The 24,088-nt window shown below is 42.7% G+C and carries 24 protein-coding genes and 3 tRNA genes; 8 read left to right on the top strand and 19 right to left on the bottom strand.

What is annotated here, in order from left to right; genetic code table 11:
• From DW947_RS02330 to DW947_RS21505, 9 genes are all read right to left on the bottom strand, one after another.
• Entirely contained in the window at positions 1-420 is a 420-nt protein-coding gene (locus DW947_RS02330; RefSeq protein ID WP_133303602.1) for a hypothetical protein, read from the bottom strand.
• Positions 417-1,100, bottom strand: coding sequence for an acyltransferase family protein (locus tag DW947_RS22090; protein ID WP_117866165.1), 684 nt, complete (start codon positions 1,098-1,100; stop codon positions 417-419). Before DW947_RS22090 ends, DW947_RS02330 begins: the two co-directional genes overlap by 4 nt.
• The gene (locus tag DW947_RS02320; protein WP_117962776.1) at positions 1,084-2,112 is read right to left on the bottom strand and encodes a glycosyltransferase family 2 protein; all 1,029 of its coding nucleotides are present in this window, start codon (positions 2,110-2,112) and stop codon (positions 1,084-1,086) included. The genes DW947_RS22090 and DW947_RS02320 overlap by 17 nt, the downstream gene beginning before the upstream one ends.
• Positions 2,113-2,118: 6 nt before the next feature.
• Positions 2,119-2,391, bottom strand: coding sequence for an ATP-grasp fold amidoligase family protein (locus tag DW947_RS22085; protein WP_158589305.1), 273 nt, complete (start codon positions 2,389-2,391; stop codon positions 2,119-2,121).
• A gap of 334 nt (positions 2,392-2,725) precedes the next feature.
• The gene (locus tag DW947_RS02310) at positions 2,726-3,760 is read right to left on the bottom strand and encodes an acyltransferase family protein (protein ID WP_117962778.1); all 1,035 of its coding nucleotides are present in this window, start codon (positions 3,758-3,760) and stop codon (positions 2,726-2,728) included.
• On the bottom strand, positions 3,757-4,728 hold the full coding sequence (locus DW947_RS02305) for a glycosyltransferase family 2 protein (RefSeq protein ID WP_117866161.1): 972 nt from the start codon (positions 4,726-4,728) through the stop codon (positions 3,757-3,759). The genes DW947_RS02310 and DW947_RS02305 overlap by 4 nt, the downstream gene beginning before the upstream one ends.
• A gap of 43 nt (positions 4,729-4,771) precedes the next feature.
• Positions 4,772-6,238 (bottom strand): lipopolysaccharide biosynthesis protein, encoded by a 1,467-nt coding sequence (locus tag DW947_RS02300; protein ID WP_117866160.1) that lies wholly within the window; start codon positions 6,236-6,238, stop codon positions 4,772-4,774.
• A gap of 113 nt (positions 6,239-6,351) precedes the next feature.
• Complete coding sequence (locus DW947_RS02295) at positions 6,352-7,689, bottom strand: nucleotide sugar dehydrogenase (RefSeq protein ID WP_117866159.1); 1,338 nt, start codon at positions 7,687-7,689, stop codon at positions 6,352-6,354.
• A gap of 435 nt (positions 7,690-8,124) precedes the next feature.
• Complete coding sequence (locus DW947_RS21505; RefSeq protein ID WP_005828011.1) at positions 8,125-8,280, bottom strand: hypothetical protein; 156 nt, start codon at positions 8,278-8,280, stop codon at positions 8,125-8,127.
• A gap of 140 nt (positions 8,281-8,420) precedes the next feature.
• Between DW947_RS21505 and DW947_RS02290 the strand changes: the two genes are divergently transcribed.
• Entirely contained in the window at positions 8,421-10,517 is a 2,097-nt protein-coding gene (locus tag DW947_RS02290) for a BT4734/BF3469 family protein (RefSeq protein WP_117962782.1), read from the top strand.
• Between the two features lie 5 nt (positions 10,518-10,522).
• Here the strand turns inward: DW947_RS02290 and DW947_RS02285 are convergent, their stop codons facing one another.
• Positions 10,523-10,774 (bottom strand): DUF4248 domain-containing protein, encoded by a 252-nt coding sequence (locus tag DW947_RS02285; protein ID WP_005828017.1) that lies wholly within the window; start codon positions 10,772-10,774, stop codon positions 10,523-10,525.
• A gap of 284 nt (positions 10,775-11,058) precedes the next feature.
• Here DW947_RS02285 and DW947_RS02280 point away from each other — a divergent pair, with 284 nt between their 5' ends.
• The 3 genes from DW947_RS02280 (at position 11,059) to DW947_RS02275 (ending at position 12,268) form a co-directional block, all read left to right on the top strand.
• Entirely contained in the window at positions 11,059-11,598 is a 540-nt protein-coding gene (locus DW947_RS02280) for a hypothetical protein (protein WP_005828019.1), read from the top strand.
• Positions 11,599-11,682: 84 nt separating this feature from the next.
• Positions 11,683-11,796, top strand: coding sequence for a smalltalk protein (locus tag DW947_RS21500; protein ID WP_005828021.1), 114 nt, complete (start codon positions 11,683-11,685; stop codon positions 11,794-11,796).
• Between the two features lie 4 nt (positions 11,797-11,800).
• Positions 11,801-12,268: an N-acetylmuramoyl-L-alanine amidase gene (locus tag DW947_RS02275; protein ID WP_057281280.1), complete on the top strand. Its 468-nt coding sequence runs from the start codon at positions 11,801-11,803 to the stop codon at positions 12,266-12,268.
• Here the strand turns inward: DW947_RS02275 and DW947_RS02270 are convergent.
• From DW947_RS02270 to DW947_RS02230, 9 genes are all read right to left on the bottom strand, one after another.
• The gene (locus DW947_RS02270; protein ID WP_057281279.1) at positions 12,246-13,100 is read right to left on the bottom strand and encodes a DUF4435 domain-containing protein; all 855 of its coding nucleotides are present in this window, start codon (positions 13,098-13,100) and stop codon (positions 12,246-12,248) included. The two genes, DW947_RS02275 and DW947_RS02270, sit on opposite strands and share 23 nt — an antisense overlap.
• Before the next feature lie 3 nt (positions 13,101-13,103).
• Positions 13,104-13,889 carry an AAA family ATPase gene (locus tag DW947_RS02265; RefSeq protein ID WP_064774928.1) on the bottom strand — a complete coding sequence of 262 codons (786 nt, stop codon included), beginning with the start codon at positions 13,887-13,889 and terminating at the stop codon, positions 13,104-13,106.
• Between the two features lie 64 nt (positions 13,890-13,953).
• A complete protein-coding gene (locus DW947_RS02260) occupies positions 13,954-14,499 on the bottom strand; it encodes a UpxY family transcription antiterminator (RefSeq protein ID WP_057281277.1) in 546 nt (181 codons plus the stop codon).
• Positions 14,500-14,798: 299 nt separating this feature from the next.
• The gene (locus DW947_RS02255; RefSeq protein WP_117962784.1) at positions 14,799-17,192 is read right to left on the bottom strand and encodes a GumC family protein; all 2,394 of its coding nucleotides are present in this window, start codon (positions 17,190-17,192) and stop codon (positions 14,799-14,801) included.
• Positions 17,193-17,208: 16 nt separating this feature from the next.
• A complete protein-coding gene (locus DW947_RS02250; RefSeq protein ID WP_044468649.1) occupies positions 17,209-18,036 on the bottom strand; it encodes a polysaccharide biosynthesis/export family protein in 828 nt (275 codons plus the stop codon).
• Positions 18,037-18,074: 38 nt separating this feature from the next.
• Positions 18,075-19,478 carry an undecaprenyl-phosphate glucose phosphotransferase gene (locus DW947_RS02245; RefSeq protein ID WP_117962786.1) on the bottom strand — a complete coding sequence of 468 codons (1,404 nt, stop codon included), beginning with the start codon at positions 19,476-19,478 and terminating at the stop codon, positions 18,075-18,077.
• Between the two features lie 471 nt (positions 19,479-19,949).
• Complete coding sequence (locus DW947_RS02240) at positions 19,950-20,876, bottom strand: tyrosine-type recombinase/integrase (RefSeq protein ID WP_008663082.1); 927 nt, start codon at positions 20,874-20,876, stop codon at positions 19,950-19,952.
• 144 nt (positions 20,877-21,020) lie between these two features.
• Positions 21,021-21,605 (bottom strand): Crp/Fnr family transcriptional regulator, encoded by a 585-nt coding sequence (locus DW947_RS02235; RefSeq protein ID WP_005828036.1) that lies wholly within the window; start codon positions 21,603-21,605, stop codon positions 21,021-21,023.
• Positions 21,606-21,659: 54 nt separating this feature from the next.
• Complete coding sequence (locus tag DW947_RS02230) at positions 21,660-23,003, bottom strand: MATE family efflux transporter (protein ID WP_117962788.1); 1,344 nt, start codon at positions 23,001-23,003, stop codon at positions 21,660-21,662.
• A gap of 228 nt (positions 23,004-23,231) precedes the next feature.
• On the opposite strand from DW947_RS02230, the gene DW947_RS02225 reads away from it, so the two are divergent.
• From DW947_RS02225 to DW947_RS02210, 4 genes are all read left to right on the top strand, one after another.
• A tRNA-Ser gene (locus DW947_RS02225) sits at positions 23,232-23,321 on the top strand.
• Between the two features lie 3 nt (positions 23,322-23,324).
• A tRNA-Lys gene (locus tag DW947_RS02220) sits at positions 23,325-23,397 on the top strand.
• Between the two features lie 15 nt (positions 23,398-23,412).
• A tRNA-Glu gene (locus DW947_RS02215) sits at positions 23,413-23,484 on the top strand.
• Positions 23,485-23,583: 99 nt separating this feature from the next.
• Entirely contained in the window at positions 23,584-23,997 is a 414-nt protein-coding gene (locus DW947_RS02210; protein WP_087332590.1) for a hypothetical protein, read from the top strand.
• Positions 23,998-24,088: the final 91 nt, after the last annotated feature.

The raw sequence follows: 24,088 nt of genomic DNA, 5'->3' as shown, positions 1-24,088 counted from the left end.
TTACTTGTTTCTTTTAAAGATATTGAAAACATGAAGCAATATCATTTCATAGAGTTTTGATAAGGCAATAGGCAAGGTACATCCTGCTAATATATAAAGCCCCATCCACTCCATGGAGAGGTAATTTATACACGGAAATTCAGCGATGCGCTCTAACGGATAATCATACATCAAGCATTGCAAGAGATTTACCGCCTTAAAGGCAAGAAAGTGCAATAACATAATGGAAAAACTGTAATCTCCACAAATGGCAATCCAATTTCCAATCTTGCTGTTGGAAATCAAGTGCGATAAGCAATATACCATTAAAGCCCCCATTGCCGCTATAAGCAAGATTGTTATAGGATTTTCAACATTCACGTTGGCTGGCTGCAAACGCCCGTAGATACCGATGGAAGTCAGCCAAAGAAGCAGTATCAAAAGTACGGTAAATAGGATTGCATATAAGAGTTGCATATTTCGCCCCCCCCCCTATTTATCTTTTTTTTACATTTTGAAAAAAGGAAACCTTCATAGAATATCCCACATATTATCATATATTGCCAGATGCAATAAGGACTTTCCAAATGTACGGCATAAAGGCAGATAGAAGCTATACCAATCAGAACCGAGAATACTAAAATTTGGTTTACCTGTTTCGATAGGTTGTTCTTTAGTAGTGAAGCTGTTTTAAAAGCTCCCCAACTTATCAAAGAAACAATTAGCATAGCCGGACAAAACCACATGGCGCCCATTAAAGTTTCGTGTGAAACCATCCGTACTGTGACATGAAACAGTTCTTTCAATATATCTGTAGCAGTTAAAACATTAGAATAGATGTACATATTGTGTAGTGCATTATGCAATAACGCGCACCCAATGCCTGCGCACACAAACGGTATATACAAACGCTTTATTTTTTTTATTAGGTAATTCTTGGGAGCAGCCAGATACTTTTCTTTAAAGAAATATCCGGCTATAAAGAAGAATATAGCCAAATGATATTGGTTGACAAAAATTTCCCAAAACGACGAGTTTACGCAATGCCCTATCACTACGCTGATGATAGCAATTCCCTTTATAATAGAGAATGTAGGGTTATGTTCATTCTTGAAAACCATACAGTTTATCGTAACTCTTTATGTCCATGTATTTTTCGTTCATCAATAATTCCCATTTTTGCATATTTCTTGCATTGAGTCTTTTAATCTTCGGGAAAAGCAACTTTATAGCTTTGGGCGAGATATAAGCACAGGCAAGTGCTCTTATCGTATACCATTTGCGAACCTTGATCCATGGAATATTTACGAAGGCTTTCATAGTAGTTACATCAGTTGCGAAAATGCGTATAAATTTCAATAAATAGCATTCAAGATCTTTGTCGTATTTTTCCAATTGCCCGACATCTAATGATAATAATATTTTTTTTATCAGATGAAGATGACTTTTCAAGTGCTGCTTGCTGCTGATCTTACTGCTAATACTGCCGTTAGTTTTAAAAATACGATAAAAATAATCCGGCTTAGTATCAGCGTAAGCGTATTTACATCCTTTCAACAATGCCTGTATGTTAAAGTCGGAATCTTGCATGGAAAGTAAATTTTCATCCCATTCGAGTTTTCGCTCTTTATATGACAACACCCTATAAATATTAGTCCATCCTACCATCGGCAAAGTCCAATTTAATAAAGCCTTTAAGGTGTCATCAAACAGCTGGTAGCCATAAACATAGTGATACTTATGGTCTTCGCAAACCATAAGAGCCGGGAAAATGGCAAAGTCTAAGTCTTTATGTAAATCCATGTAAGAAACCCTTTGCTCAAAACAATAAGGAGCGATAAGATCATCGGCATCGAAAAAGATAACATATTCAGAATCGCTCGCTAAACTCAGCCCCATGTTTCTGCACGTTTGCGCACCTTTGGGCAGGCGATTCCTTAAATGATATGCAATACGTTGGTCTTTTTTACTAAAACCTTTGACAACTACTGCCGTGTTGTCCGTGGAATGATCGTCAATTAGCAAAAGACGCCAATCTTGAAAACTCTGGTTCAAGATACAATTTAATAGTTGCGCGATGTATTTTTCGCAATTCCAGCATGGAACTACCACTGTTAGTTTGGGTGTGTGCATTTTAATTTATATTTTTACTTTTTGAACCATCAAGATAAGGAACTTCTTCGTGAAGTATGTCATACGTCCGGCAGTTGATGTGAAGGTTAATTCTCCAAAATACACATGCCCGTCTATTTTATAGAAATCAACTCTAACGACCTTGAAAGGTTCAGAAAGTTTGCGTGCGTATTCTATCATATCAGCGAGCTTTGAAGGCTGTGGTACCATATGATTATTCTTGTAATCAGGCGATATGTATCGGTCTAAATTTTCCCATTTTAAAGAGAATAGATTCAACTCCCTCTCTCTCGGGGGTAATATTTTTCTGCAATAATTAATGGTTTAATATTCAGATAATGAGGTTTTGCTGTCATTTTACCGAATTTCCGGTGTAGTTTTTTTTGAGTATATGATTAATGTGTTTTTTATCAATGTTCATCTTGTCATGAACAAGGATTGTGTCCAATTAATATGTTTATGAAAAATTTCATAATACAAATAATCCGCCAGCTTTTAAGGATTATATATTGAGTAAAACTTCTTGATGTAATAACGATATTCCCTTCTGACCTTTTGGGGCATATTCTGTAACTTCATCTTTCTTTATTATTGTAAATTTACGCTAAACTAATCAACCTATAAATAGAATATTGAGCCATTTTTGAATCCTGCCATTCGTAGTGTTCAAGTTGCGTATCAATTGCTCTTGCAAAAAAACTATGAGAAACGCTGCGCTCATAGCGATAGCAAACTTAGCCATATAATGCATGTCACTGTTTGTATATGTAAAAAATTCCACAAACGGAATATGCCAAAAATATATCCAAATAGTATGTGAGCCAATGTATTTAAAAAAAGTGCTTACTTTACCCTCTAACATGCCATTCATTTTTCGTTCTATAGATTTTCTTCTCATCCATAATATGCTAATTATTGCAATAGCGAATGAGGAATAATATATTTGAGGAGGATATTTATATGCACTTGTCACAATGAATTGGTGCGAAGTAGAATAATAGTAAAATGCAATAATGGTAAATATCAACAATCCAGATCGTTGTATTGTGTAATGTATTTTTACCCCCCCCGTTTTAACAGTAACCATGCCTAATATGAAAAATATGGAATAGGGTATTATTTGCGCAAAAATATTCCACAGAAGAAAATCTGTATTGATATACCTAAGCGTTATTTCATAGCAAACGTAAACAAGTGTTAATTGTGTGGCTATTTTCTTAGAACTGTTGATGAAATTAATATATTTTTTAAATAAAGGTGCCAATAAAGCAATCAGAAAAAATACCCTTATTATCCAAACAAACCAATAAGTATAGAAGATGCTATTGAAAAGCAGGAATTTGGCCATAAAATTGGATGAAAGAAATGACAGAACGCACCCATATCCCCATATGAATATCCACGCAGGAAGTATCAGACGCTTGAAGCGCTTCCAGCAATAAGAACCATAAGATTCGTTTTTAGAACTTAATGCATATGACACTCCTGAAAGGAAAACCATCATAGGTACATTAAATTCTGTCAACTGACATACAAAATTACTATCAGGATGACAATGTATAAGAATAATGGCAATTAGAGCAAAGCTACGTAGTATATCAATACTGTTATCTCTAGTTTTAGTGGCAGAACTTATTATCGTTTTCATTTAATAGTTTTTTTCTTTCCTTTTTTCAAGCCCTTAGCTTTTCTATAGCACCATGAATATATCCGATAAATAAATTTATATTGGCAAAACCAAAGAAATCGTCTGTCTATATATCGATACAAAGGTTCCTTCCCATAGGTAGCTATAAATGTTTTTAAAGCTTGATACTCTTCGTGTTGAAAAGATCGTGACGGGTTAAAGAAGTTGCTTACACACGTTGCTTTTTTTAGCAATTTTGCATAGTTCCATTGAGGGTCATCCCCTAAAATCATACGATTAATCTTACCTATCCGAAGTCCATATTCATCAGACATTGATATTGTATTCATCACTCCATTAGGATTCTCGCAATAAACATATGTGCATTCATTTATTATTTTAGCTTGAGATATATGCTTACCAATATACAGATTCGTAGTAAAATCTTCACCGATTGTAAGCTTGTTTTTAATGCACAAATTAAATATATAATCGTCTAATAGGTTTCTACAAAATAAAGAACCGCACATATATGCATCAAGATCTCCTAAAAAAATTTGCTCTATAAACTCTTTTGAGGTCAAAGATTTAGTCTGATACTCATTCTTCCCTTTGCGAGGCGTAGCGTTATTAACGCATACCACACCTTTCACTATGTCGCAGCCATTGCCAATTTCAGCAGCCATTACTTCCAAAGAATAAGGAGGAAGCAAATCATCTGAGTCAAGAAAAGCGACATACGCTCCATCGCTATGGTGCAAGCCAGTTAATCTTGCCCCGTGAGCACCGCGATTTTCTTGCTCCACCACGATGATACGCCTATCTTGTTCTGCCATTTTCCGGCAAACAACCACCGAATCATCGGGGCTGCCGTCAATCACTAAAATTAATTCCCAATGAGTATATGTTTGAGAAATAACCGAACGCACTGTACGCTCAATAAACTTCTCAGCCTTATAAATAGGTACGATTACTGATATTTTTTCCATCAAATACTATTCTTTTACTTTTTAAATTATCATCAACCTTTTTTTATTTAGGTGTTTTTTCAGCCATACCAATAGACCTTTTTGATTTTACTATTTCAATGAGGTCATTATAATTTTCATCATTTGTAAGAATAGATATGCCTATATAACTAATTATGCCAATAAAACTACCTAAAATGAACTGATAATAATAATTTGAAGTTAAGAACATAGGTATTGAACATAACAATCCCATAGCCCATGCTTTTGCAAGCAGAGGAATAATACACTTCATTTGTTCCCAAAAGCCTAATTGAATAAATTTGCCTGTATAATAACAGTTAACACTATAGGCTATTAAGCCGTAAAAAGCACGGCCAAAGCACAACCACCAAAGACCAAAGGGAATTGTCGTAAATAAAATAGACAAACCTATTATACGATTAACTATGTCCAATTTTAATATAAGGTCAGTTCGTCCTTTTACATACAAAATATTCAAATTAACACGAGTCAACGGATCAAACATATAGCCAAATGCTAATACTTGTAATAAAGGAACACAAAAAATCCATTTTTCACCTATCAATAGAACAATAAAAGGTTCTGCGAGCACAATTAGTCCTACTAAAATGGGATGAATAATATATATAGGAAGCCGCAGAATTTTTTGATAGCTTCGTCGTAAACGGTTTGTATCATCTTGTACTTTGCACATTAATGGATATGCAACTTTCATCACAACACTTATCAATGTACTGGACGGTAAATCAGCGAATTGATTAGCGCGATTGTAGTGTCCCACTTCCGTTGGAGTAAAAACACGACCAATAACCAATGTATATAGATTATTATAAATACTAAATAAAAATCCGGACACTAATACCTTGCTCCCAAAATTAAACAGATAGTGGAAAGACTTCCTTGAGAAAACAAACATTGGTATCCATCTTGTATATATTTCAACGAATAAGACTCTTAGCAAACAGGCTGAGACTTGTTGGAATACAAGCGACCAAACTCCAAATCCAACATAAGCCAAGACAATCCCTATGATTCCGGAAATGAGATATGAAGTGATATTTATAATTGAAGAGGCTTTAAATTTAAGTTCTACAGACAGCTTGGCGTTTTGCGAAATAATTAGAGAATTAAATACAAAACCTAACGAAATAACCTTGATTACATCTGTAAGCTCAGCTGTATGATAAAAAACGGCAATATGTGGTGCCGCTATAAACAATATTACATACAAAAACAATCCAACAATTACATTAAAATAAAAACAAGTTGAATAATCGACCTCATTCCTATCTTTTTTTTGAATCAATGCGCTGCCAAAACCACTGTCGAGAATTGATTGCGCCAAATCGGTAAATATAACGGTCATGCCCACAATCCCAAACATTGACGGTTCAAGAATACGGGCGATTATTATTCCGATTATTAATCTAAGAAATTGGTGACCAAACCGTTCCATAGCTGTCCATAACATTCCGGAAACGGCACTGCTCCTTAAAGATGCTTTCATTATCCCAAGATTTCTATTTAGATTGTAAGTACTCAATTTAGGGTATCCTTCTTTGAAAGGGCTCTTTAGAGTGTCCTAAAAATGAGTATGGCTAAAAATTCAATTGATTTTACTCAGTCCCTCCTGAAAATATCCCTCGTATAAATCTTCTCCTTCACATCCTCCAAACAAGCATCATATCGATTGGCTATTATCGCATGGCTCTGCTTCTTGAACTTGTCCAGATTATTCACCACCCGGTTGCCGAAGAACGTGCTTCCATCTTCCAGTGTCGGTTCGTAGATGATAATCTCTGCCCCTTTTGCCTTTATCCGTTTCATTACACCTTGAATGGATGATTGTCGGAAATTATCCGAATTGGACTTCATCGTCAAGCGATATACGCCAATTACAACTTGCTTTTCTTTTGCAACATCATAATTACCTTCTGCATAACTATAGTAACCGGCTTTCTGCAATACACGGTCAGCAATGAAATCCTTGCGTGTGCGATTGCTTTCCACAATGGCGGTCATCATGTTTTGGGGGACGCGGTCGTAATTGGCAAGGAGTTGCTTTGTATCTTTAGGTAAACAATAGCCGCCGTAACCGAAAGAGGGGTTGTTGTAGTGTGTGCCGATACGTGGGTCGAGACATACTCCGTTGATGATGGCTGCGGTATCAAGCCCTTTCATTTCGGCATACGTGTCGAGTTCGTTGAAATAGCTGACACGCAGGGCAAGGTAGGTATTGGCGAAAAGTTTTACGGCTTCGGCTTCTTTCATACCCATAAATAGGGTATCTATGTTCTCTTTAACAGCACCTTGTTGGAGCAATGCTGCGAAAATTTTGGCATATTCTTCCGCATTGGGATTGCTGATGGCATTTATAGCTGTATTTTCTTCTGTAAATTCTGTTCCTTCAATAATTTTAGGATAACCTACTATGATGCGAGAAGGATAAAGGTTATCGTAAAGTGCTTTACTCTCACGCAAAAATTCCGGAGAAAAGAGCAGGTTGAATTTCTTGCCTTCCAGTTCCGGATTGTGAAGGAATTGTTGTGCATATTTTATATAGAGTGAACGGGTATACCCCACGGGGATGGTTGATTTGATGATCATTACCGCATCCGGATTTACGCTGATGACGAGGTCTATCACATCTTCGATATGATGGGTGTCGAAGAAGTTCTTCACCGGGTCGTAGTTGGTAGGAGCGGCAATAACGACGTAGTCCGCATCTTTGTAGGCTGCCTTGCCGTCCAGAGTAGCAGTTAGGTCAAGCTCCTTTTCTGCCAAATACTTCTCTATATATTCATCCTGAATGGGTGATTTCTTGTTGTTGATAAGTTCTACTTTATTAGGGATTATATCGACAGCAGTGACATGGTTGTGCTGTGCAAGCAAAGTTGCAATACTCAGACCTACATAGCCGGTACCTGCAACGGCAATATTATATTGTTTCATAATCATGATTATATTTTATATGGAATAGCTGCTTACTTTCTCTAATATCTATACCATAAAATTCACAGATTCTTGTAGGTAATTTTTCTTTTCAATTTCTGTCAATTTATGTAATCAGTGGTAAGCCGAAATGACACCTGTGTCACCCCTTAAACATAAATACCCGTTACGCGCGCGAGACAAATTATCAATATGCACAGACCTGTATCGTTTGTGTGTGATAAATATTAGCCTAATAGGGAGTATTGGAAAAAGGGTGCCACAAGTGTCAAGGTTGCAAGTGAAGTTAAGGCTTCAGGACTCCGGTATGGATTCTGTAGTTCCTCAAATCACTCTCCAGGCAATCTGCCACCTCTTTCTCAAAACTCTCCCTTTCTTGGTCTGTTTTCGGGAACGACCTCCAGAAATGCGTTATGGCATGTATCTGGTTGATGTTGTTGCTCAGCCCTTTTTTAAAAGGTTGTAGGTTCTGGTACTCATCATCGTTGCTTGGGCGATGGTCTCGTTGGTCAGATGTCTGCCGTTAACGAGCTGTTCTTTCTGGCATTTGCTCAGAAAGGCTCCGAATGCCGGTGTCACCGGCTCTTTCTTTGTCATGTTGACTCTTTTAATTGTTAAACAATAATAAAAACAAGCGAAATCATTTCCATGTAGTGGAAACGACCGGACTTGTGTATCTGGGCACTTATGCGTTCCTTCGCGTCGTAATTTTAAACATAAACAAAAATCAGTAAATTATGGAACACCGCAATATCAGCCTTTTCAGAGGCTATTCGGACACAGAATCAGTAGAAACTTCTCTTGAAGAAATAGTCAACATCATTAAATGCGACGCTGCCCTGCGAGACCGCACCGAGAAACATCGCTACTACTTGCAGCAAGACCTGCGTAGGGATGCCGACCGCGAGAAGTCCGGCTGTCCCTGCTTCGCTGTTGCCGTCTGCTTTGAAGGTGGGAAGACCCGCGAACATATCTGTGCCTGGACCGGCTATACCTTGGTCGACCTGGACCATATCGCTCCCGAGCGGATGGCTGCCACACTGACATTGATTTGTGCCGACAAGTATACATTGATGGCCTACACCACTATCAGCGGTCATGGCATCCGTATCATCTGCCGCATCGATGACCTGAACGGAGCGGAAAAGGGAAAAGCCTTCCGGCAATACGCCAAGTATTTCAATCAAGTCAACGACTACTATTCCTGCCTGGTGGGCTTCGAAAGCGACGGGCAGTGCAAGAATGCTACCCGTATCAGTGGACTGGCTTCCGACCCTCATGTATATTACAATCCCAGTGCCGCTTCTTTTGTTTTGCAAGATAGTCCGATTGCTCCCCAACCGCAGGATAGCGCTTCCGAAGCTGTGCCGACAAAGCGCAACAAACGTTTGGAGAAGGTGGTGAAAGCTGCCGAACGCCTGCTGGAAGAGGAGGGAGTGAGTTATTGTGAACATCATCATAACGAATATGTGATGCGCATGGGGTATCTGCTCAACCAGTACGGAGTGGCCCGGAAGACAGCCGCCGCTTGGGCAGCGGAGCACTTTCCTGACTATGACGGGGATGTGGCAACTGTCATCGGCTCCTGCTACGCGAATACCGGGGAGCATGGCACCCGCTCCCTTGTCCGCAGGGGAGAGGGCGATGAAAAGTTTGCCACGGTGGCAGATATCGAGCAGTTCCTTTCCGAACAGGCGAAGTTCCGCAAAAATACGGTGAGTGGCAAGTTCGAAGTCCTGATGACCGACTGCGGAGAGGAGTATGCGGAGCTGACCGACCGCTACGTCAACACGTTGTGGAGCCGCATGAACAAGGCAGGGATGCTTGCCCGCATTGCGGACATACGTTCCGTGCTCGATTCGGAGTACACACCGCTTTTCAATCCCTTTGTAGCCTATCTGGAGGGGCTGCCTGCTTGGGACGGTACTACTGACCCTATTGCTCGTCTGGCTGCCGGCGTACATGTGAAGGACGACCAGAAGCTTTTCGGCATCTACTTCAAGAAGTGGCTGGTGGCCACCATTGCTTCGCTGCTCGATACTAAGGTGGTGAATCATGAGATTCTGGTCTTCATCGGTAAGCAGGGCATCTACAAGACTACCTGGATGCAGCGTCTGCTTCCTGTCGAACTTCAGCGTTATTTTTATGTGAAAAGCAACAGCCGGCGCGTCAGCAAGGACGACCTTTTTACGCTGACCGAGTTTGCACTGGTATGCCTTGAAGAGCTGGAGGAGATGACCTCTGCCCAGGTCAGCCAGTTGAAGGCCATCACCGGCATGACAGACGTGAACGAGCGTGCCGCCTACGGACACTTCAAGGAGAGCCGTCCGCATATTGCCAGCTTCTGTGGCACGAGCAACAACGTCACCTTCCTCAACGACCTCAGTGGCAACCGCCGTTGGCTTCCCTTCGAGGTGGATTCCATAGACAGTCCTTTCGATTATCCCATAGACTATGCCGGAGTGTATGCGCAAGGCTATGCCCTCTGGAAGAGCGGCTTTCACTACTGGTTTGAGCAGGAGGAGATTGATGCCGTGAATCTTCATAACCGTTATTTTGAGGTGCCCTGCCTGGAGCGTGAGCTCGTTCAGGTGTACTATCGCCGCCCCATGCCGGGCGAGGAGTGTATGTTCTTGACCAATGCCCAGATACTGGGACATATCAACATAGGTATCCGGCAACCCTTGAGTCCCACGCGCCTCGGTCTGGTGATGAAGCAGGAGGGCTATGAGGCTGTCCGTTCCGGTGGCCGTCGTGGTTATCGGGTGGTCGAGCTGAAAGGGGATGAAATCTACCGCAACCAATGCGCCATGGCGCGCTATGTGGGGGATTGATTCTTTCACGGTTTTCCTAAATACCTGAATATAAGTTCCACCTGCAGGGAGGTGAATATTTTCTGGGAGCCTTTGTAGCCGGTATGCCGCAGGGCTTCGTCCAGTTCCAAATTCAGCTTCATCCATTTGGACAAGCGGTTGAGTGCGGATGCCGGTGAAATGGTGGGGGCGTATGCCTCTGCCAGTTCACGTTTGTAATAGGGGCGGACGGGCCACTCTTTGCCGGGGATATTTTCGTAGTCTTCAACGTACTTCATAAACAATGCTTTAACTGGTTATTACACTGTAAATGTACGGAATTTTTTCTGTATACCCATTGCCGGAACCCGGTATAATCTTACCTAATCTCACATTTTCCCACATCCCTTCATATCACTTCACCGCATCTCTTATTCTGCCCGGAGGTACGTCGTATCTTTGTTCTGTCAGACGATGAAGGGTGAAGATTAGTAATCGTGACGCGCGAAGATTAGTAATCGTAAGCCCCTGGGATTAGTATCGTCTCCCTATCTTTTAATTTTTAACTTATAATTTTTAATTTATGATTAACTACAGTATCGTGATGCGTGGCAATCCTACCGATAAGACGGTTGCCAAAAAAGCGTACGCAAGTGCGCAGTATTCGGAAGTGATGGACATCAACCGCTTTGCCGAGCATATAGCCAGTCATGGCTGCGTGTACAAGCGTTCGGATATCGTTGCCATCCTCACCATGTCCGTGGATTGCATGCGGGAGCAGTTGCTGGCCGGACAAAAAATCCAGTTGGGCGACCTGGGGAGTTTCTACATCAGCATCAACAGTATCGGCGCGGCTTCTGCCAAGGAGTTCAATCCTGCCATCCATATCCGTAGGCTGAATGTGAACTGGACCTGTGGCCAGCGTTTTGGAGAGCTGCTGGAGGAGGCGGAATTCAATCTGGTGGCAACCCGAAGTGCAGCCCGTGCCGTGGTGAAAGCCCTGAAGGCCGGAAAGACTACCGTGGACCTGACCGGAGCCACTGGCGGGGGTGAAGATGCCGGTGGAGGCAGCAACCCGGGAGGCGGTTCGGACGGAGACCAGGGGGAAAATCCGTTAGGATAGAAGGCTAATGTGCTAATTGGCTGCGCTTTAGCATGTTAAAAATCCAGATAACCATATTATTTAATTCCTTAATTGCAAATTGTTATGAGTGAGAAAACAAAATCAAAATCTGTATGGGGCATTGTCCTCAAAGTGATTATTACCGTGGCCACTACATTGGCCGGAGTGTTTGGTCTGACTTCCTGCATCAACCGTTAGCCGGATGAAGGCAGGCAGTTTCTATCAGAACTATCGGGAGGTACGCCTCCTGGTAGTTCATTGCAGCGCTACGCGTTGTGACCGCCATTTTTCGGTGGAGGCGCTTCGCCGCAGTCATTTGGCACGGGGCTTTGCCGATATCGGCTATCATTTCTACATCACCCGTGACGGTGAGGTGCATATTTGTCGTCCGGTCCATCAGATTGGAGCTCATGCCACCGGTTGGAATGACAAGAGTATCGGCATTTGCTATGAAGGCGGGCTCAACGAAGAAGGTTCTCCCGCCGATACACGTACGTATGCACAGAAATGTTCCTTGCTCGACTTGCTCCGGCAGTTGAAGACGGACTATCCCCTTGCCCGGATTTTAGGGCATCGGCAACTCAGTGCATCCATCCATAAGGCTTGTCCTTGCTTTGATGCAAAGGGGGAATATGGGGGGATAATCACTAATCACCCAGCATTGCGGTAATATCTTCCCGTATTTTGTCTATTTCCCAATATCCTATGGTCTGCAGACCTTCTAATATAACATCTTTCTCAAAGTTTATATTCGAGCGATGGCAAAAGTAGTCTCCTATTGATTTTATCAGTGTATAGATGGTATGGCCTTTTATATGCAGATATGTATTTTTTTCATTCAGACCTAACTGTTGAAAGTATACTTTATCTTGTACATTGACATACGGGAAGTTGTCTGTTTTTATTTTACGAAGAATGCCTTTCCCGTTTTCTGCTAATTCTTTATTGTTGCATTGTCGTGGGATAGGTTCATCAAAACGCCTTAAAGAAAAGTCTTCTTTGAACCCTCGTTTCCTCATTGTCAGAAGATGCAGGAAACTTGTATAGGTGGCACACGAAAATTCATTGATGAAATATAGAAAACTGAAACCCTGCGCTTTCTCCGGACATTTGCTTTTCCATGATTTTTCTAACTTTTCAGCGTAACAATAATGGTTTTCCCATGAATAACTATATGTTTGCAAGATAAAATGAGCACTGTCTATCCCTTGTTCCCGAGATAGATGCCTCAAATCGCTGTCTATACAGATAAAAAAATTACGGGAAAGATGATTTTTGTATTTTAAACATTGCTTACACCCCTTTGAATCGTTCCCTAACTCACTTTTACTGAAATAAATGTAGTTGTACTTTCCGGGACGGCATTCTTGTAACATGGTGTCCCAAAACATCTCGTCTTTTTCATTTTCCAAGTGGACGGAAGCTCTATATGTTTTGTCAAGAATGGGAATATTGGCAAAATATTCGGCTTGCATCTCAAAAGCAGATACTGATTCCGGCATGGCTTACTTTATTATATCTTCCATATAAACAACTTTATCTCCCCAGCCGGCTCCAAACATACTTGGTGAATGGGTAGCAATAATGATTTGACAAGAAGGGTTAATCTGTCGTATTCGGTCGATAATTTCTCTTTGCCATCGGATATGCAATGAGATTTCCGGTTCATCCATAAAAATGATGGCAGGTTTCTTTTCCTGCAAGAAGACTTTTAACAAAATTAGCAGTAATTGTTTTTCGCCGGATGATAATTGCTCCAAATGGAGTGTATTCTCATTTTGGTGGAATATCAATGTACTGTTGTTCCCTTTGGAAATACTGATTGTTTTACCCGTATCCTGGAATAATTCATTGATGATACCAAACAATTCATCTATATTTTGTTGTATCTCGTTTGCTTTATCGCGAAAATCCAGCATTTTCATCCGATAATTGAAAAATGAGATGCCTTCCTTGTTTTGAAAGACCACATTGTTCAGTTCTTCCATCAATGGACTTCCTGATTTACGTTTATTGGCTAAAGGGGTATCGAATGTACGGAGATATACCAGCGGATAAACTTCTGTGCTGAGAGGGGTGCTTTGAATATCTTGATATTGATATTTTTTTAGTTCTTTTGCATCATTGGTATAATAAGCATACATGATATCCATGAGCGTAGTTTTTCCACTGCCATTGATTCCAACCAATACATTTACATCTGAATTGATGGTTGTCCACTCCACTTCTTTATACCCCCACAATCCTTGTAAGGAAAATGATTTTATATATGTTTTATGAGAATCCTTCATAATTTTTCCACTTATCATCAGCAAATATATGGAAAGTTATTGAGACTTATGTTTTTTATGCATTTTAATTTTTAACTTTTAGTTTTTCCACGTATCCTATCGGCATGTCCACATGTGCGCAGCCCAGCATATCCAGCCGGACTGCCACTTTGCTTTTTCCTCCTATCATGACCAGTTCTCCCTCCAATCCGGCAAGGGGGCCTTTTATTACTTTCACGGCATCACCTGCTGCCAGAGGTGTACTGCAAATCTCTACAGCCTCCGGGCTATAGTCCAGCATAAAGCGGAAACGTTCCATCTGTTCCTCGGGAATGACGGCGGGACGGCTTTCACCGCGCAATACCATGTATCGACTGATAGCTTGTAAGGTAAGCGGCAGGGGGCGTTCCTGCGGAGTGACATGCACGAAAATCATCATCGGGATGACCAGGCGGTCCACTTTCTTGCGCCGGTCGCTCCATTGGCGTATTTCGCTTTGTATGGGTAAGTAATATTCCACTCCCATAGCTTTCAGCCGTTCGGCAGTCTTCTTTTCCAGACAAGACTGCACGTATGCCACCAGCCATTGGCGACGAGGAATAATATGAGGGGTGATATCAGTATGGCTCATCTGAATTTTTTTTAATAAGGTGTTCCGGAACAGCGCTCTGCCTGCCGGAACACCAAACAAACAAAACAAACAAAATAAATCCGGGTACAAAGAACAGCGATGCACTTTGCATGACGCCCCAGACTTATAGGAATATGCTGAATAAAGTATTTCTATGGTCTATAAATAGTTGAGGTTCGGGCGCGCTACGCGGTCGCCTGTCACATTGGAGGGGCGGGGTTAATTAAAAATTAGAAATTAGAAATTAAAAATTAGACACTCGATTATTTACTCTCAACTCTTAATAGCTAGTCGCTAACTCAACTGTATCCGTATTTCTTACCGTAGCCGTAATACTTTCCGTATTTACCATAGCCGTAGTAATAACCGTATTTTTTCTTCTTCATATCGATTCCGTTGACTACTGTGCATAAGTTGGGGAGACGATGATGCTCCTGAAGCTCGTTGATGAGCTGGTAATCGGTCTTATGCGTATAATCTGCACGACAGACGTAGATACTGGCGTCCGCTACGCGCGAAAGGATGAGCGTGTCGGTCACCATGCCGATAGGGGCTGTATCCAGTACGATATAGTCATATTCTTTGCGTAATGTACTGATGGTGTCTTCCAGTGACTGGCGTGCCAGTAGTTCCGTAGGATTGGGTGGGATGGGACCGCCCAATAGCAGGTCGAGGTTGGAAGTTATGCCGGAAGGCTGTATCAGCGCATGAAGGTCTGTGGATTTGGGGGCGGCAAGGTATTGGGTGATTCCTTTTTCTTTGTGTGAAAGATGGAACAACTTGTTCAATCCCGGTTTGCGTATATCCAATCCTACCAGAATGACCTTTTTGCCGAGCAGCGCCAGACTGAGGGCGAGGTTGGAAGCTATGAAAGTCTTGCCTTCACCGCTTATGGTGGAGGTAACCAGGACGACTTTCTTATCCGGATCGCCCATCATGAAGAGCAGGTTGGTGCGCAGGCTGCGGAAGGTTTCCGTCATGATGTCGTTGTCGTTTTCGCGTACGGCAATGGCAGACTCTTCATGCTTGTTTGAACCGGTAAGGGGGATGTCACCGATAATGGGAACCTTTGTGAGCTTTTCCACATCGGTATGCCCTTCAATGCGGAAACGGAGCAGGTTCAATAGGAAAATGATGCCCAAGGGAATGCCGATGCCGATGACAAAGGCAATCATATAGATTTTTTTGCCTTGGGGAGAAACGATGCCGGCAGGCATGGGCTCTTCGATAATGCGTCCATTGTTGGCGGTTGCAGCCAGTGTGATGGCGTTTTCCTCGCGTTTCTGCAGCAGCATGATGTAGAGGGTGGCCTTGATTTCCTGCTGGCGTGCGATACTCATGAACTCCTGCTCCTGCTTGGGGGCGTTGCTGATGCGGCTTTCGTACTTGCGCGACTGTCGGTCGATGTTGCTCCGGGTGATTTGCAGGCCTTTCAAAACACTGTTTACGGTGGTTTTCACATTGTGGCGCATGGCCTCGATCCCCGTGTTCAGATTGATGATGGCGGGATTGCTTTCGGAGGAGGTACGTAGCAGGCGCTTACGCTCCACGATGAGATTGTTGTACTTGTCTATGGCGGAGGTCAGGTTCATGTCGCTCAGTCCTACGTTGGCAGGGATGATCTCGTCGTTGTTTGCAGGATTGTTGATGTAGTCGCGCAGATAGTTCACGAGGTTGATTTGGGTGGCGTTCTCTGCATATTGCTGTTCATACTTGGAACTTTCCTGAAGGGCAAGCTGCGCGTCGCTGCTGATGTCGGTCAGTCCGGCGCGTTGCTTGAATTCCGCCAGTTCGGTTTCTGTGGTGCCCAGTTCGTGGTTGATGATGCTGATACGTTCCTCGATGAAGTCGGCGCTTTTCTGGGCCACTTCATTCTTTTCTGTGTTGGTGTCCTGATTATAGAGTATTATCAGTTCTTGGGTGAAATCGGAGGCTCGTTGTATATGGGTGTTTTGTACACTGATGGTGGCAATGGTACTGGTATTGGATATGGGGGCTACGGTCAGACCTGCCCTATAGCCTGCTGCTACGGCAGTGGGGGTACTGATGATAGCCTTCAGATTGACGGGCTCTTGCGGAGTAGGCAATGAGTCATTGTGCGAAATGGTGATGACACCTACCGGGAGTGGTAGAATGGCAGGTAGTTCGTCGAAAGATTTGGTCGTTTCTTGCTTGTCTCCGTTTTGTATATAAAAGGCTGTGACAGTCAGTTGGCCGGTAGGGGAGTATATCAGTTCCAGCCGAATGTTCCCTTCCAGTTTGTCAGCTTCCTCGGCGGTCATGAACACATCAAGAGGGGAGTTTTTGTAAAGTGGAACATCGTAGCCGAAAGATTGTTCGATGGCGATGTTGGTATAAAGGTTCAGACGTGACACGACTTTCTTGATGAGTGTCCTTGATTTCAGAATTTCCAGCTCATTGTCAAAGTTGCTGGTCATGGAAAGCATACCAAAATCCTGCATGGCAGACAGTGCATTGTTGGTACTTTTCTTGTCGTCTTCTTTAATTAGGATAGAAGATGACACTTCGTAGACAGGTATTTGGTAACGGAGATAAGCAAAGGCCAGGCCAGTGCATATCAATACGCTTGCCACAAACCAGGGCCAATGAATGATGTATTTGAAAAAGAGGGCTTGGAAATCTGTTTTTTCCTCTTTTTCGTTTAAAAGGTCATCGTATAAATCTTCTTTCATTTTTTGAGGATTAAAATTATCTTACAATGTTGACAATCAGACTTGCGAGTGAAACAAGGGAAGTAATCACAGAAACCCAGATAGTGGTACTGTTACTGACGCTTGCACTCTTTGCCTTGGTTTTATTTGGAGCTATATAAAGGATATCATTCTGCTGCATGTAGTAGTAGGGAGAATGAAGAATATTCTGCTCGTTCAAGTTTAGGCTGATGACATTTCGCTGGCCGTTACAGTCTTCGCGGATGAGCTTGACGTTGTTTCGTATACCGTAAATGGTCATGTCGCCTGCCATGGCAAGCGCCTCGAAAATATTCACTTTCTCATTATTGATAGTGAAAGTTCCGGGACTGTTCACTTCACCGAGGACAGAAATTTTGTAGTTGGACATACGTACAGTGACAATAGGTATTTCTTTGAGATAAGGACGAAGCTGTTCACGGATAAGGTTCTCGGCTGCATTTTTAGTTAAGCCCCCTACTTTCAGTCTGCCTATCACGGGGAAGTCTATCTCACCTGCATTGTCTACGAGATATTGTTGCAGAGCTGGTTGCGATGTAGTGCTGGCATTGGATTGTGCTATATTATTATAGGTCTGCATGGTCAGGTTGAACGGTGCGGCAGCTTGCGGATCAGTGGTGTTTATGGTGATATTCAGCAAGTCTTTAGGTTGGATATGCGCATCGTAGAGGGTATCCTGCTGGTTGACTTCATTGATGACGATTTCCTTATAACTCTTATCTGTAAGTGATTTGTAACTTTGTAGATAAGGTACTTTTTTGTAAGATTGGCAGCTTGCCAATGTAATTGCCGCCATCAAGATGGCTATACTTTTCTTGTTTTTCATTACTGCTCCTTTTAATTTTTGATTTTCAATTTTAATTCTCAATACGCTTCTTTCTCGCCTTGAATGGCGTTTCTGATTGTCTTGTATATAATGTATAAATCCAATAGAAAAGTCCAGTGTTCCAGATACCATACATCGCGCTGTACACGTCCTTCCATTTGCCAGAGTTCTTTGGTCTCACCACGGTAGCCGGTGACTTGGGCCCAACCGGTGATGCCGGGCTTTACCAGATGTCTGACCATATATTTGTCGATAAGGCGTGAATATTCTTCTGTGTGTTTCAGCATATGGGGGCGTGGCCCTACAACGGACATTTGCCCCAGTAACACATTGATAAATTGGGGAAGTTCGTCAATGCTGGCTTTACGGATGAAATCTCCGATTTTTGTTTTGCGCGGGTCATTGGCGGTGGCTTGTAGTTCGTCACTGTCTATGTTGACACGCATCGAACGGAATTTGTAACACCAGAATTCATTTCCATTCTCTCCGCTTCGTTTTTGTTTGAAGAAGATAGGACCGGGGGAGGATAGCTTGATAGCGGTACCTATGATGATGTAGACGAAGGGGAATACTGTACACAGAAAAACGAGGGAGAAAAAGAGGTCGAAGGTTCTTTTCAGCAGGCGATTTTCCATTTGTGCCAAAGGTTCCTCGCGGATAGTGAGTACGGGGATATTGCCAAACATCTCGAAGTGCATGCGACGATGCAGGTAATTGCGAATATTAGGTACACTATAGAAACGAATCAAGTGATTTTCGCAATAATTGATGATTGGAAGTATTTCATGGCTACGTGCAGAAGGCAAGCAGCAATAGACTTGTTCTATATGGTGTTGCTGTAAATAAGTGACAACTTCTTTAGGCTGCCCTAAATAGGGGACATCTTCGGGAAAATCATCAGAAGGTACATCACAGAAATAGCCGGTAATGCGGAAGCCCGTGGTGGGATCTCCGGTCATTTCCTGATAGAGTTCTGTCATGTTTTTGTTACTGCCGATTAAAATGATGGTACGTGAGTTGCCTCCATGTTCTCGATATTTTTTCAGTAAATACCGGAAAAGAAGGCGATATATAGCGAGGCAGATAAAGAAAATACTATAAAAGCATGTGAAAAAACGGAGTGAACTGGTACCGATATCTGCTAAAGTAGCCAAGCTGATGAACAGCGTGGCGTGAAAAGTTGTATTACGGAGAGCCCGACGTACAATGCGTTCCGGACGTACAATACGTTCATGCAGTACGACGCCATTGGAGTAATTGCAAAGTAGATAGACTAGATTCAATAATACCAATAGCTGGGACAATGAATGTGTAAATTCATTGCCCAGTGTTTGGTAGTCAAAAATGTGATATAGCGAGATGAAAATGATGTTCAGTAAGCATAAGTCACCAAAGATAATGACGAACTTAATCACTTTATTGAAATGGAGAACTTGTTTCATAATTCACACTAATTCAATAGCTTTTTTCTTTCTCAATGGTATTGAAAGAGAAAAAACTGTTCATTCTTGTTTGTTTAATAATTCTCTTACTTACAAGGTAAGAGGTGGTATTTTATTTGGAGAATAATCTTATAAACCAGCCATTAAAAGGTATTTTACATTAAAAGACTATATATGTAATTAAAATGTAAAACGATATTTTATCTCATAATTAAATTTAATTTTTGAATTCAAAATGGGGGCGTTTATGTAAATATATAAGACTGAAATACAAGTGGCTGCAATGTGTCTTATATCTATATATGAGATAAATATGAATTAAAAAATAAATCTATTTTTTTGCGATTGTAGTAATCTTTTTCATATCTTTGCAGCCACAAAACATATTCTCTTACCTTGTAAGTAAGAGAATAAAATTGGATAATAAAAGTACTCCTATACAAATAGGAATACTTTTACAAATTCTAGTTTTTAGGGCTTTTTCTTTTTGTTTGGATGGATTGTTGCAATCACTTTTTTATTTGCTTTACTCATCGCATTGTTGTCAAAAGAAGCGAGGTAAACATGAGTTACCTTTTCAGAAGTATGTCCTAAGCTTTCACTAATCACAGAAATGGCCACTCCTTCGTCTTTGGCAGTGGTGGCCCAGCTATGGCGGGCTACATAAGATGTTAATGGAATGCTTAACCGTAACATCTTCGAAAGTGTGTGTAAATGTTGGTTGTAGAGCCGTAAAGCACTTTTGTATTGTCTGTAACCATCTTCCCCGGTCAGTGATAATATCGGTAGCAAATAGGGGGAAGAGGCGGCTTCGTTTTTATACCTATTTATAATCTGTGCGGCATACGACTCTATATGTACGGACAATTGCTGACGGGTCTTATGGCGGTAATAATAAATGGTATTGTGCTTGACATCCGTTTTGCGGAGATGTACAAGGTCTACGAACGGAATGCCTCGTAAGTAAAAACTTAACAGAAACATGTCGCGGCTGAAACGCAAGGCGGGTTTCTTCTCCAAATCAAGATTTACCAAGCGCCGGATTAGTAAAGGAGAGATGGCCCGTTTGGCGGTAGGCTCATAGCCAGTGAATACATAGGCGAACAAATCGTCTATACTGTGTGTGAATGGAATGCCTTGTTCGGCAGCCTGGTGAGAGATGGAACGGAGCATACGCATATAGGTGGATATGGTATTATGGCGCCGCCCTTCGCCGAGCAGCCGGTCTTCGTATTGCTTGATGAGGCTGGGGGTAAGATCTGCAAAAGTGATGGAACGGTGGCCGATGAAGCGGAAAAAGCTGTTCACTGTACTGGTATATATACCGGATGTACTGTATCGTCCGGCTTGTTTTGTCCGCTGTATCAGGGAAGCGGAAAAATTATGTATAGTATTCATAATCTGAATTTTAATATTTTAAATACATATAAAACAACCTTGAGCATGAAATGATTGTATGGCAATCAATGCACGCTTAGGGGAGAAATGGTAAAATTTCTATACAAATTCAGATATGTATTCTCCGGGCAGACAGGAGGAGGGTTACAGTATGCCCGAACGTACCCGACTCAGTGTTTCGGGGGTCATCAGCAGATAGGACGCAATGTGCGACAAAGGAGCCCGCTTGATGACTTCGGGCTGATGTTCCATGAGCTGGTTATAGCGCTCGCGTGCAGTCTCAAACCGCCAGGAGTCAGCCTTTATCTGTGAAACAATCAGGGAATATTCCAGAATCTTCCGATAGAACATGTTTATTTCCCATGAGATTTCGGTAAGTGTCAGCAGCTTGTTGTATGGCAGCAGGTATACGACACTCGGTTCGAGTGCCTCAATCATGAGGTGGGTGGGTTCCTGCTTCAAGGTACTTTCTATGCAGATGATGATGCAGCCTTCATAGGAAAAGTGTTCGGTGACGTCTTTACCGTTTTTATAATAGAATTGGCGCAACATGCCTTTTCCTACAAATACGATATTATGGCTTATCTGCCCTTCATTGAGTAATAATGCGCCCTTTTCTACTTCCTTGCGAATGAGGATTTCCTCTATCAACCTTCTTCCCTCGGGAGCCATGCCTGGATAGCGGGAGTTGATAGCGGCATCTACGGTTTCTTTCAATAGTGCATCCATAAAGCCATAATTTGTTTGTTCGAGGGGCAAAGATAAGGTTTTTACGAGAAAAAATCAGCTCCGTATGAAACTTTTGTTTACCCATTTCATGCCATACCAGCGGCGGACGAAAATGAAGCCGCGGATATTCTCGTCCAACAGGAAGGCTACCCACATGCCGCAGATACCCCAGCCGAAGAGGAAGCCGAAAAGGTATCCCACACCTACAGCTACACTCCACTGCACCACCAACCCTACGTAGAAGGGGTAGTTGACATCTCCTGCCGCACGAAGGGCGTTGGTGGCGAAGATGTTGATGGGGCGGCCTATTTCGAGGAGTACATCTATGATAAGGATGGTGGCACCCATACGTATGATGTCGGGGTTGGACGTGAGCCAGCCAAAGATGGCATGCCCCGAAAGGGCGAGGATGCAGGACAGCATGACGGTAATCATGACGGATTTCTTCATGACGTATTTTCCCATAAGGAAGGCTGCGTGAGGTTTCTTCTCGCCTATCAGATGCCCGATACAGATGGCGCCGCCTTGTGCCATGGAGATGCTGAACAGATAAGCGAACATGATGATGTTGACACAATAGGTACGGGTGGCGAGCGCTTCCACTCCCAGCATGTTGATGAAGTAGGTGATGACGACTTGCGACGAGCTGTACGACAATTGTTCGCCGGCGGAGGGCAGGCCTACCTTCATCAGGTTCTTTAGTTCTATCCACGGAAAAGGGCGGAAGTATGCCGGTGGAAAACGGTGGATGTGCTTGCGGAACAGTATGACGAACAGTATAATCATGGAGACACCCCGGCTGAAGGCTGTGGAGATGGCGGCGCCTTCCACGCCCAGTTCCGGAAAGCCGAAGCGACCGAAGATGAGGGAGTAGTTGCCGATGATATTGAGGATATTGACTACGACGGTGACCATCATCGGGTAGATGGCCTTGTTGGCACTGCGCAGGGAGGCGGAGAGGGTGAGGGATAGTGCCTGGAAGAAGGCGAAAGCGCCTACGATACGCATATAGTCCATGCCGTCCTGCATCAGTTCAGCGGTGAGCCCCATCAGCCGGAGGATGGGATGGGCGCAGGAGAACAGTACCAGGCTGACCGTGATACCTACCGCCAGGTTGACGAGGATGGATACGCCGACTACTTGCACTACTTTCTTGTGTAGTTTCGCACCGAGATACTGGGAACACAGAACGGACGTTCCGAGGTTGATGACTTCGAAAACGAGGAAAGTGAGCATGATAATTTGGTTGACTACCCCTACGGCGGCAACACTGTTGTCCGAGTGGCGGCTCAGCATGATGGTGTCCACCGCACCGAGCATCATGATGAGAAGTGTCTCTATAAAAATGGGGGCGGCCAGCTTGGCAAGCCGCTTTTTCAGACTTTCTTGTTGTATCATTGTCCGTGTATGTGCACTATACTTTAAAAATCGCGCAAAGATAAGGAAAGGTTGAAAAGGACGGTTTGATATGTATCAAATTTTTTTTCTTGTTTTAGGGTTTGAGTGTTAACGTGTTATCTCAAATTGTATGAAAACGGTGAAAAAAATATGTAGGAAAGATTTGCACAGTCCAAAAGTTTGCCCTACATTTGCACCGCATTTGAAAAGAATGCTGGTTATAAAAAAGGAAGTTTGGGTGAGTGGCTGAAACCACCAGTTTGCTAAACTGACGTACGGGTAACCGTACCGGGGGTTCGAATCCCCCAGCTTCCGCCAGATGCACTCTTAGCTCAGTTGGTAGAGCAACTGACTCTTAATCAGTGGGTCCAGGGTTCGAATCCCTGAGGGTGTACAAGACAAATGCGAGGGTGGGTTCATCTAACGGTTAGGATACATGCCTCTCACGCATGGTATACGAGTTCGATTCTCGTACCCACTACAAAAACAAGAAAGCGGTTGACTGATGAAACGGTTAACCGCTTTTTGTTTTTCATTTTTCTGTTGTAATCCGAAAATAGTTTCTATATTTGCACCCGCTATGGCGAAATGTATATTCTATATCTTGTTAGGGTTGTTCCTCATATCGAAGTTCACTTCCGTTTCTGATGATATGGAGGGATGTAAGACACTCCCTACTGCGGATGTGCATTATTTCTCCGGAACCCGGTACAGCTTGTCGGGGGCAGATGGCAGACAATGCCAGGAAAAAGGGGAGGACGCGAATTATAATTGCCTGGCAGATGCCGGTTGCATAGGAAATACCTTCTCATTACGGCATGCCTCTTGCTCGAAATTGTTGAGGCTTAATCCGGACTTCATTGCCGCCAAGGTTGCGAGAACCCTGAAAACTCTGCTCCCGGAAGAAAAGACAACTTCTTTCCCCTTTACTTTCCATCTCCATAAGATTTCATATAGATATTATGTATATACGCTGAGGCGTATTCTTATTTAGTACTTTCCCCTCCTCTCTTTCGGGAGCCGGAGAGATTGCCCGTCTCCCCATGCCGAGTTTTTCTCTATTTTTTAAGTACTGATAATCAATA

The organism is Bacteroides sp. AM44-19 (assembly GCF_003603395.1).
GTDB lineage: Bacteria > Bacteroidota > Bacteroidia > Bacteroidales > Bacteroidaceae > Bacteroides > Bacteroides uniformis.
The sequence above is the reverse complement of the archived record's forward strand: the minus strand, read 5'-3'. Positions and strand labels throughout refer to the sequence as shown.

What these genes read in the sequence shown, in the direction of transcription:
- DW947_RS02300 (WP_117866160.1), bottom strand. Translation starts at nt 6,238, where the DNA reads ATGAAAGCATCTTTAAGGAGCAGTGCCGTTTCCGGAATGTTATGGACA.
- DW947_RS02290 (WP_117962782.1), top strand. Translation starts at nt 8,421, where the DNA reads ATGGAACACCGCAATATCAGCCTTTTCAGAGGCTATTCGGACACAGAA.
- DW947_RS21505 (WP_005828011.1), bottom strand. Translation starts at nt 8,280, where the DNA reads ATGACAAAGAAAGAGCCGGTGACACCGGCATTCGGAGCCTTTCTGAGC.
- DW947_RS02230 (WP_117962788.1), bottom strand. Translation starts at nt 23,003, where the DNA reads ATGATACAACAAGAAAGTCTGAAAAAGCGGCTTGCCAAGCTGGCCGCC.
- DW947_RS02275 (WP_057281280.1), top strand. Translation starts at nt 11,801, where the DNA reads ATGAAGGCAGGCAGTTTCTATCAGAACTATCGGGAGGTACGCCTCCTG.
- DW947_RS02260 (WP_057281277.1), bottom strand. Translation starts at nt 14,499, where the DNA reads ATGAGCCATACTGATATCACCCCTCATATTATTCCTCGTCGCCAATGG.
- DW947_RS02240 (WP_008663082.1), bottom strand. Translation starts at nt 20,876, where the DNA reads ATGAATACTATACATAATTTTTCCGCTTCCCTGATACAGCGGACAAAA.
- DW947_RS02270 (WP_057281279.1), bottom strand. Translation starts at nt 13,100, where the DNA reads ATGCCGGAATCAGTATCTGCTTTTGAGATGCAAGCCGAATATTTTGCC.
- DW947_RS02265 (WP_064774928.1), bottom strand. Translation starts at nt 13,889, where the DNA reads ATGAAGGATTCTCATAAAACATATATAAAATCATTTTCCTTACAAGGA.
- DW947_RS02280 (WP_005828019.1), top strand. Translation starts at nt 11,059, where the DNA reads ATGATTAACTACAGTATCGTGATGCGTGGCAATCCTACCGATAAGACG.
- DW947_RS02210 (WP_087332590.1), top strand. Translation starts at nt 23,584, where the DNA reads ATGGCGAAATGTATATTCTATATCTTGTTAGGGTTGTTCCTCATATCG.
- DW947_RS02250 (WP_044468649.1), bottom strand. Translation starts at nt 18,036, where the DNA reads ATGAAAAACAAGAAAAGTATAGCCATCTTGATGGCGGCAATTACATTG.
- DW947_RS22090 (WP_117866165.1), bottom strand. Translation starts at nt 1,100, where the DNA reads ATGGTTTTCAAGAATGAACATAACCCTACATTCTCTATTATAAAGGGA.
- DW947_RS02320 (WP_117962776.1), bottom strand. Translation starts at nt 2,112, where the DNA reads ATGCACACACCCAAACTAACAGTGGTAGTTCCATGCTGGAATTGCGAA.
- DW947_RS02295 (WP_117866159.1), bottom strand. Translation starts at nt 7,689, where the DNA reads ATGATTATGAAACAATATAATATTGCCGTTGCAGGTACCGGCTATGTA.
- DW947_RS02235 (WP_005828036.1), bottom strand. Translation starts at nt 21,605, where the DNA reads ATGGATGCACTATTGAAAGAAACCGTAGATGCCGCTATCAACTCCCGC.
- DW947_RS02285 (WP_005828017.1), bottom strand. Translation starts at nt 10,774, where the DNA reads ATGAAGTACGTTGAAGACTACGAAAATATCCCCGGCAAAGAGTGGCCC.
- DW947_RS02255 (WP_117962784.1), bottom strand. Translation starts at nt 17,192, where the DNA reads ATGAAAGAAGATTTATACGATGACCTTTTAAACGAAAAAGAGGAAAAA.
- DW947_RS02305 (WP_117866161.1), bottom strand. Translation starts at nt 4,728, where the DNA reads ATGGAAAAAATATCAGTAATCGTACCTATTTATAAGGCTGAGAAGTTT.
- DW947_RS02245 (WP_117962786.1), bottom strand. Translation starts at nt 19,478, where the DNA reads ATGAAACAAGTTCTCCATTTCAATAAAGTGATTAAGTTCGTCATTATC.
- DW947_RS21500 (WP_005828021.1), top strand. Translation starts at nt 11,683, where the DNA reads ATGAGTGAGAAAACAAAATCAAAATCTGTATGGGGCATTGTCCTCAAA.
- DW947_RS02310 (WP_117962778.1), bottom strand. Translation starts at nt 3,760, where the DNA reads ATGAAAACGATAATAAGTTCTGCCACTAAAACTAGAGATAACAGTATT.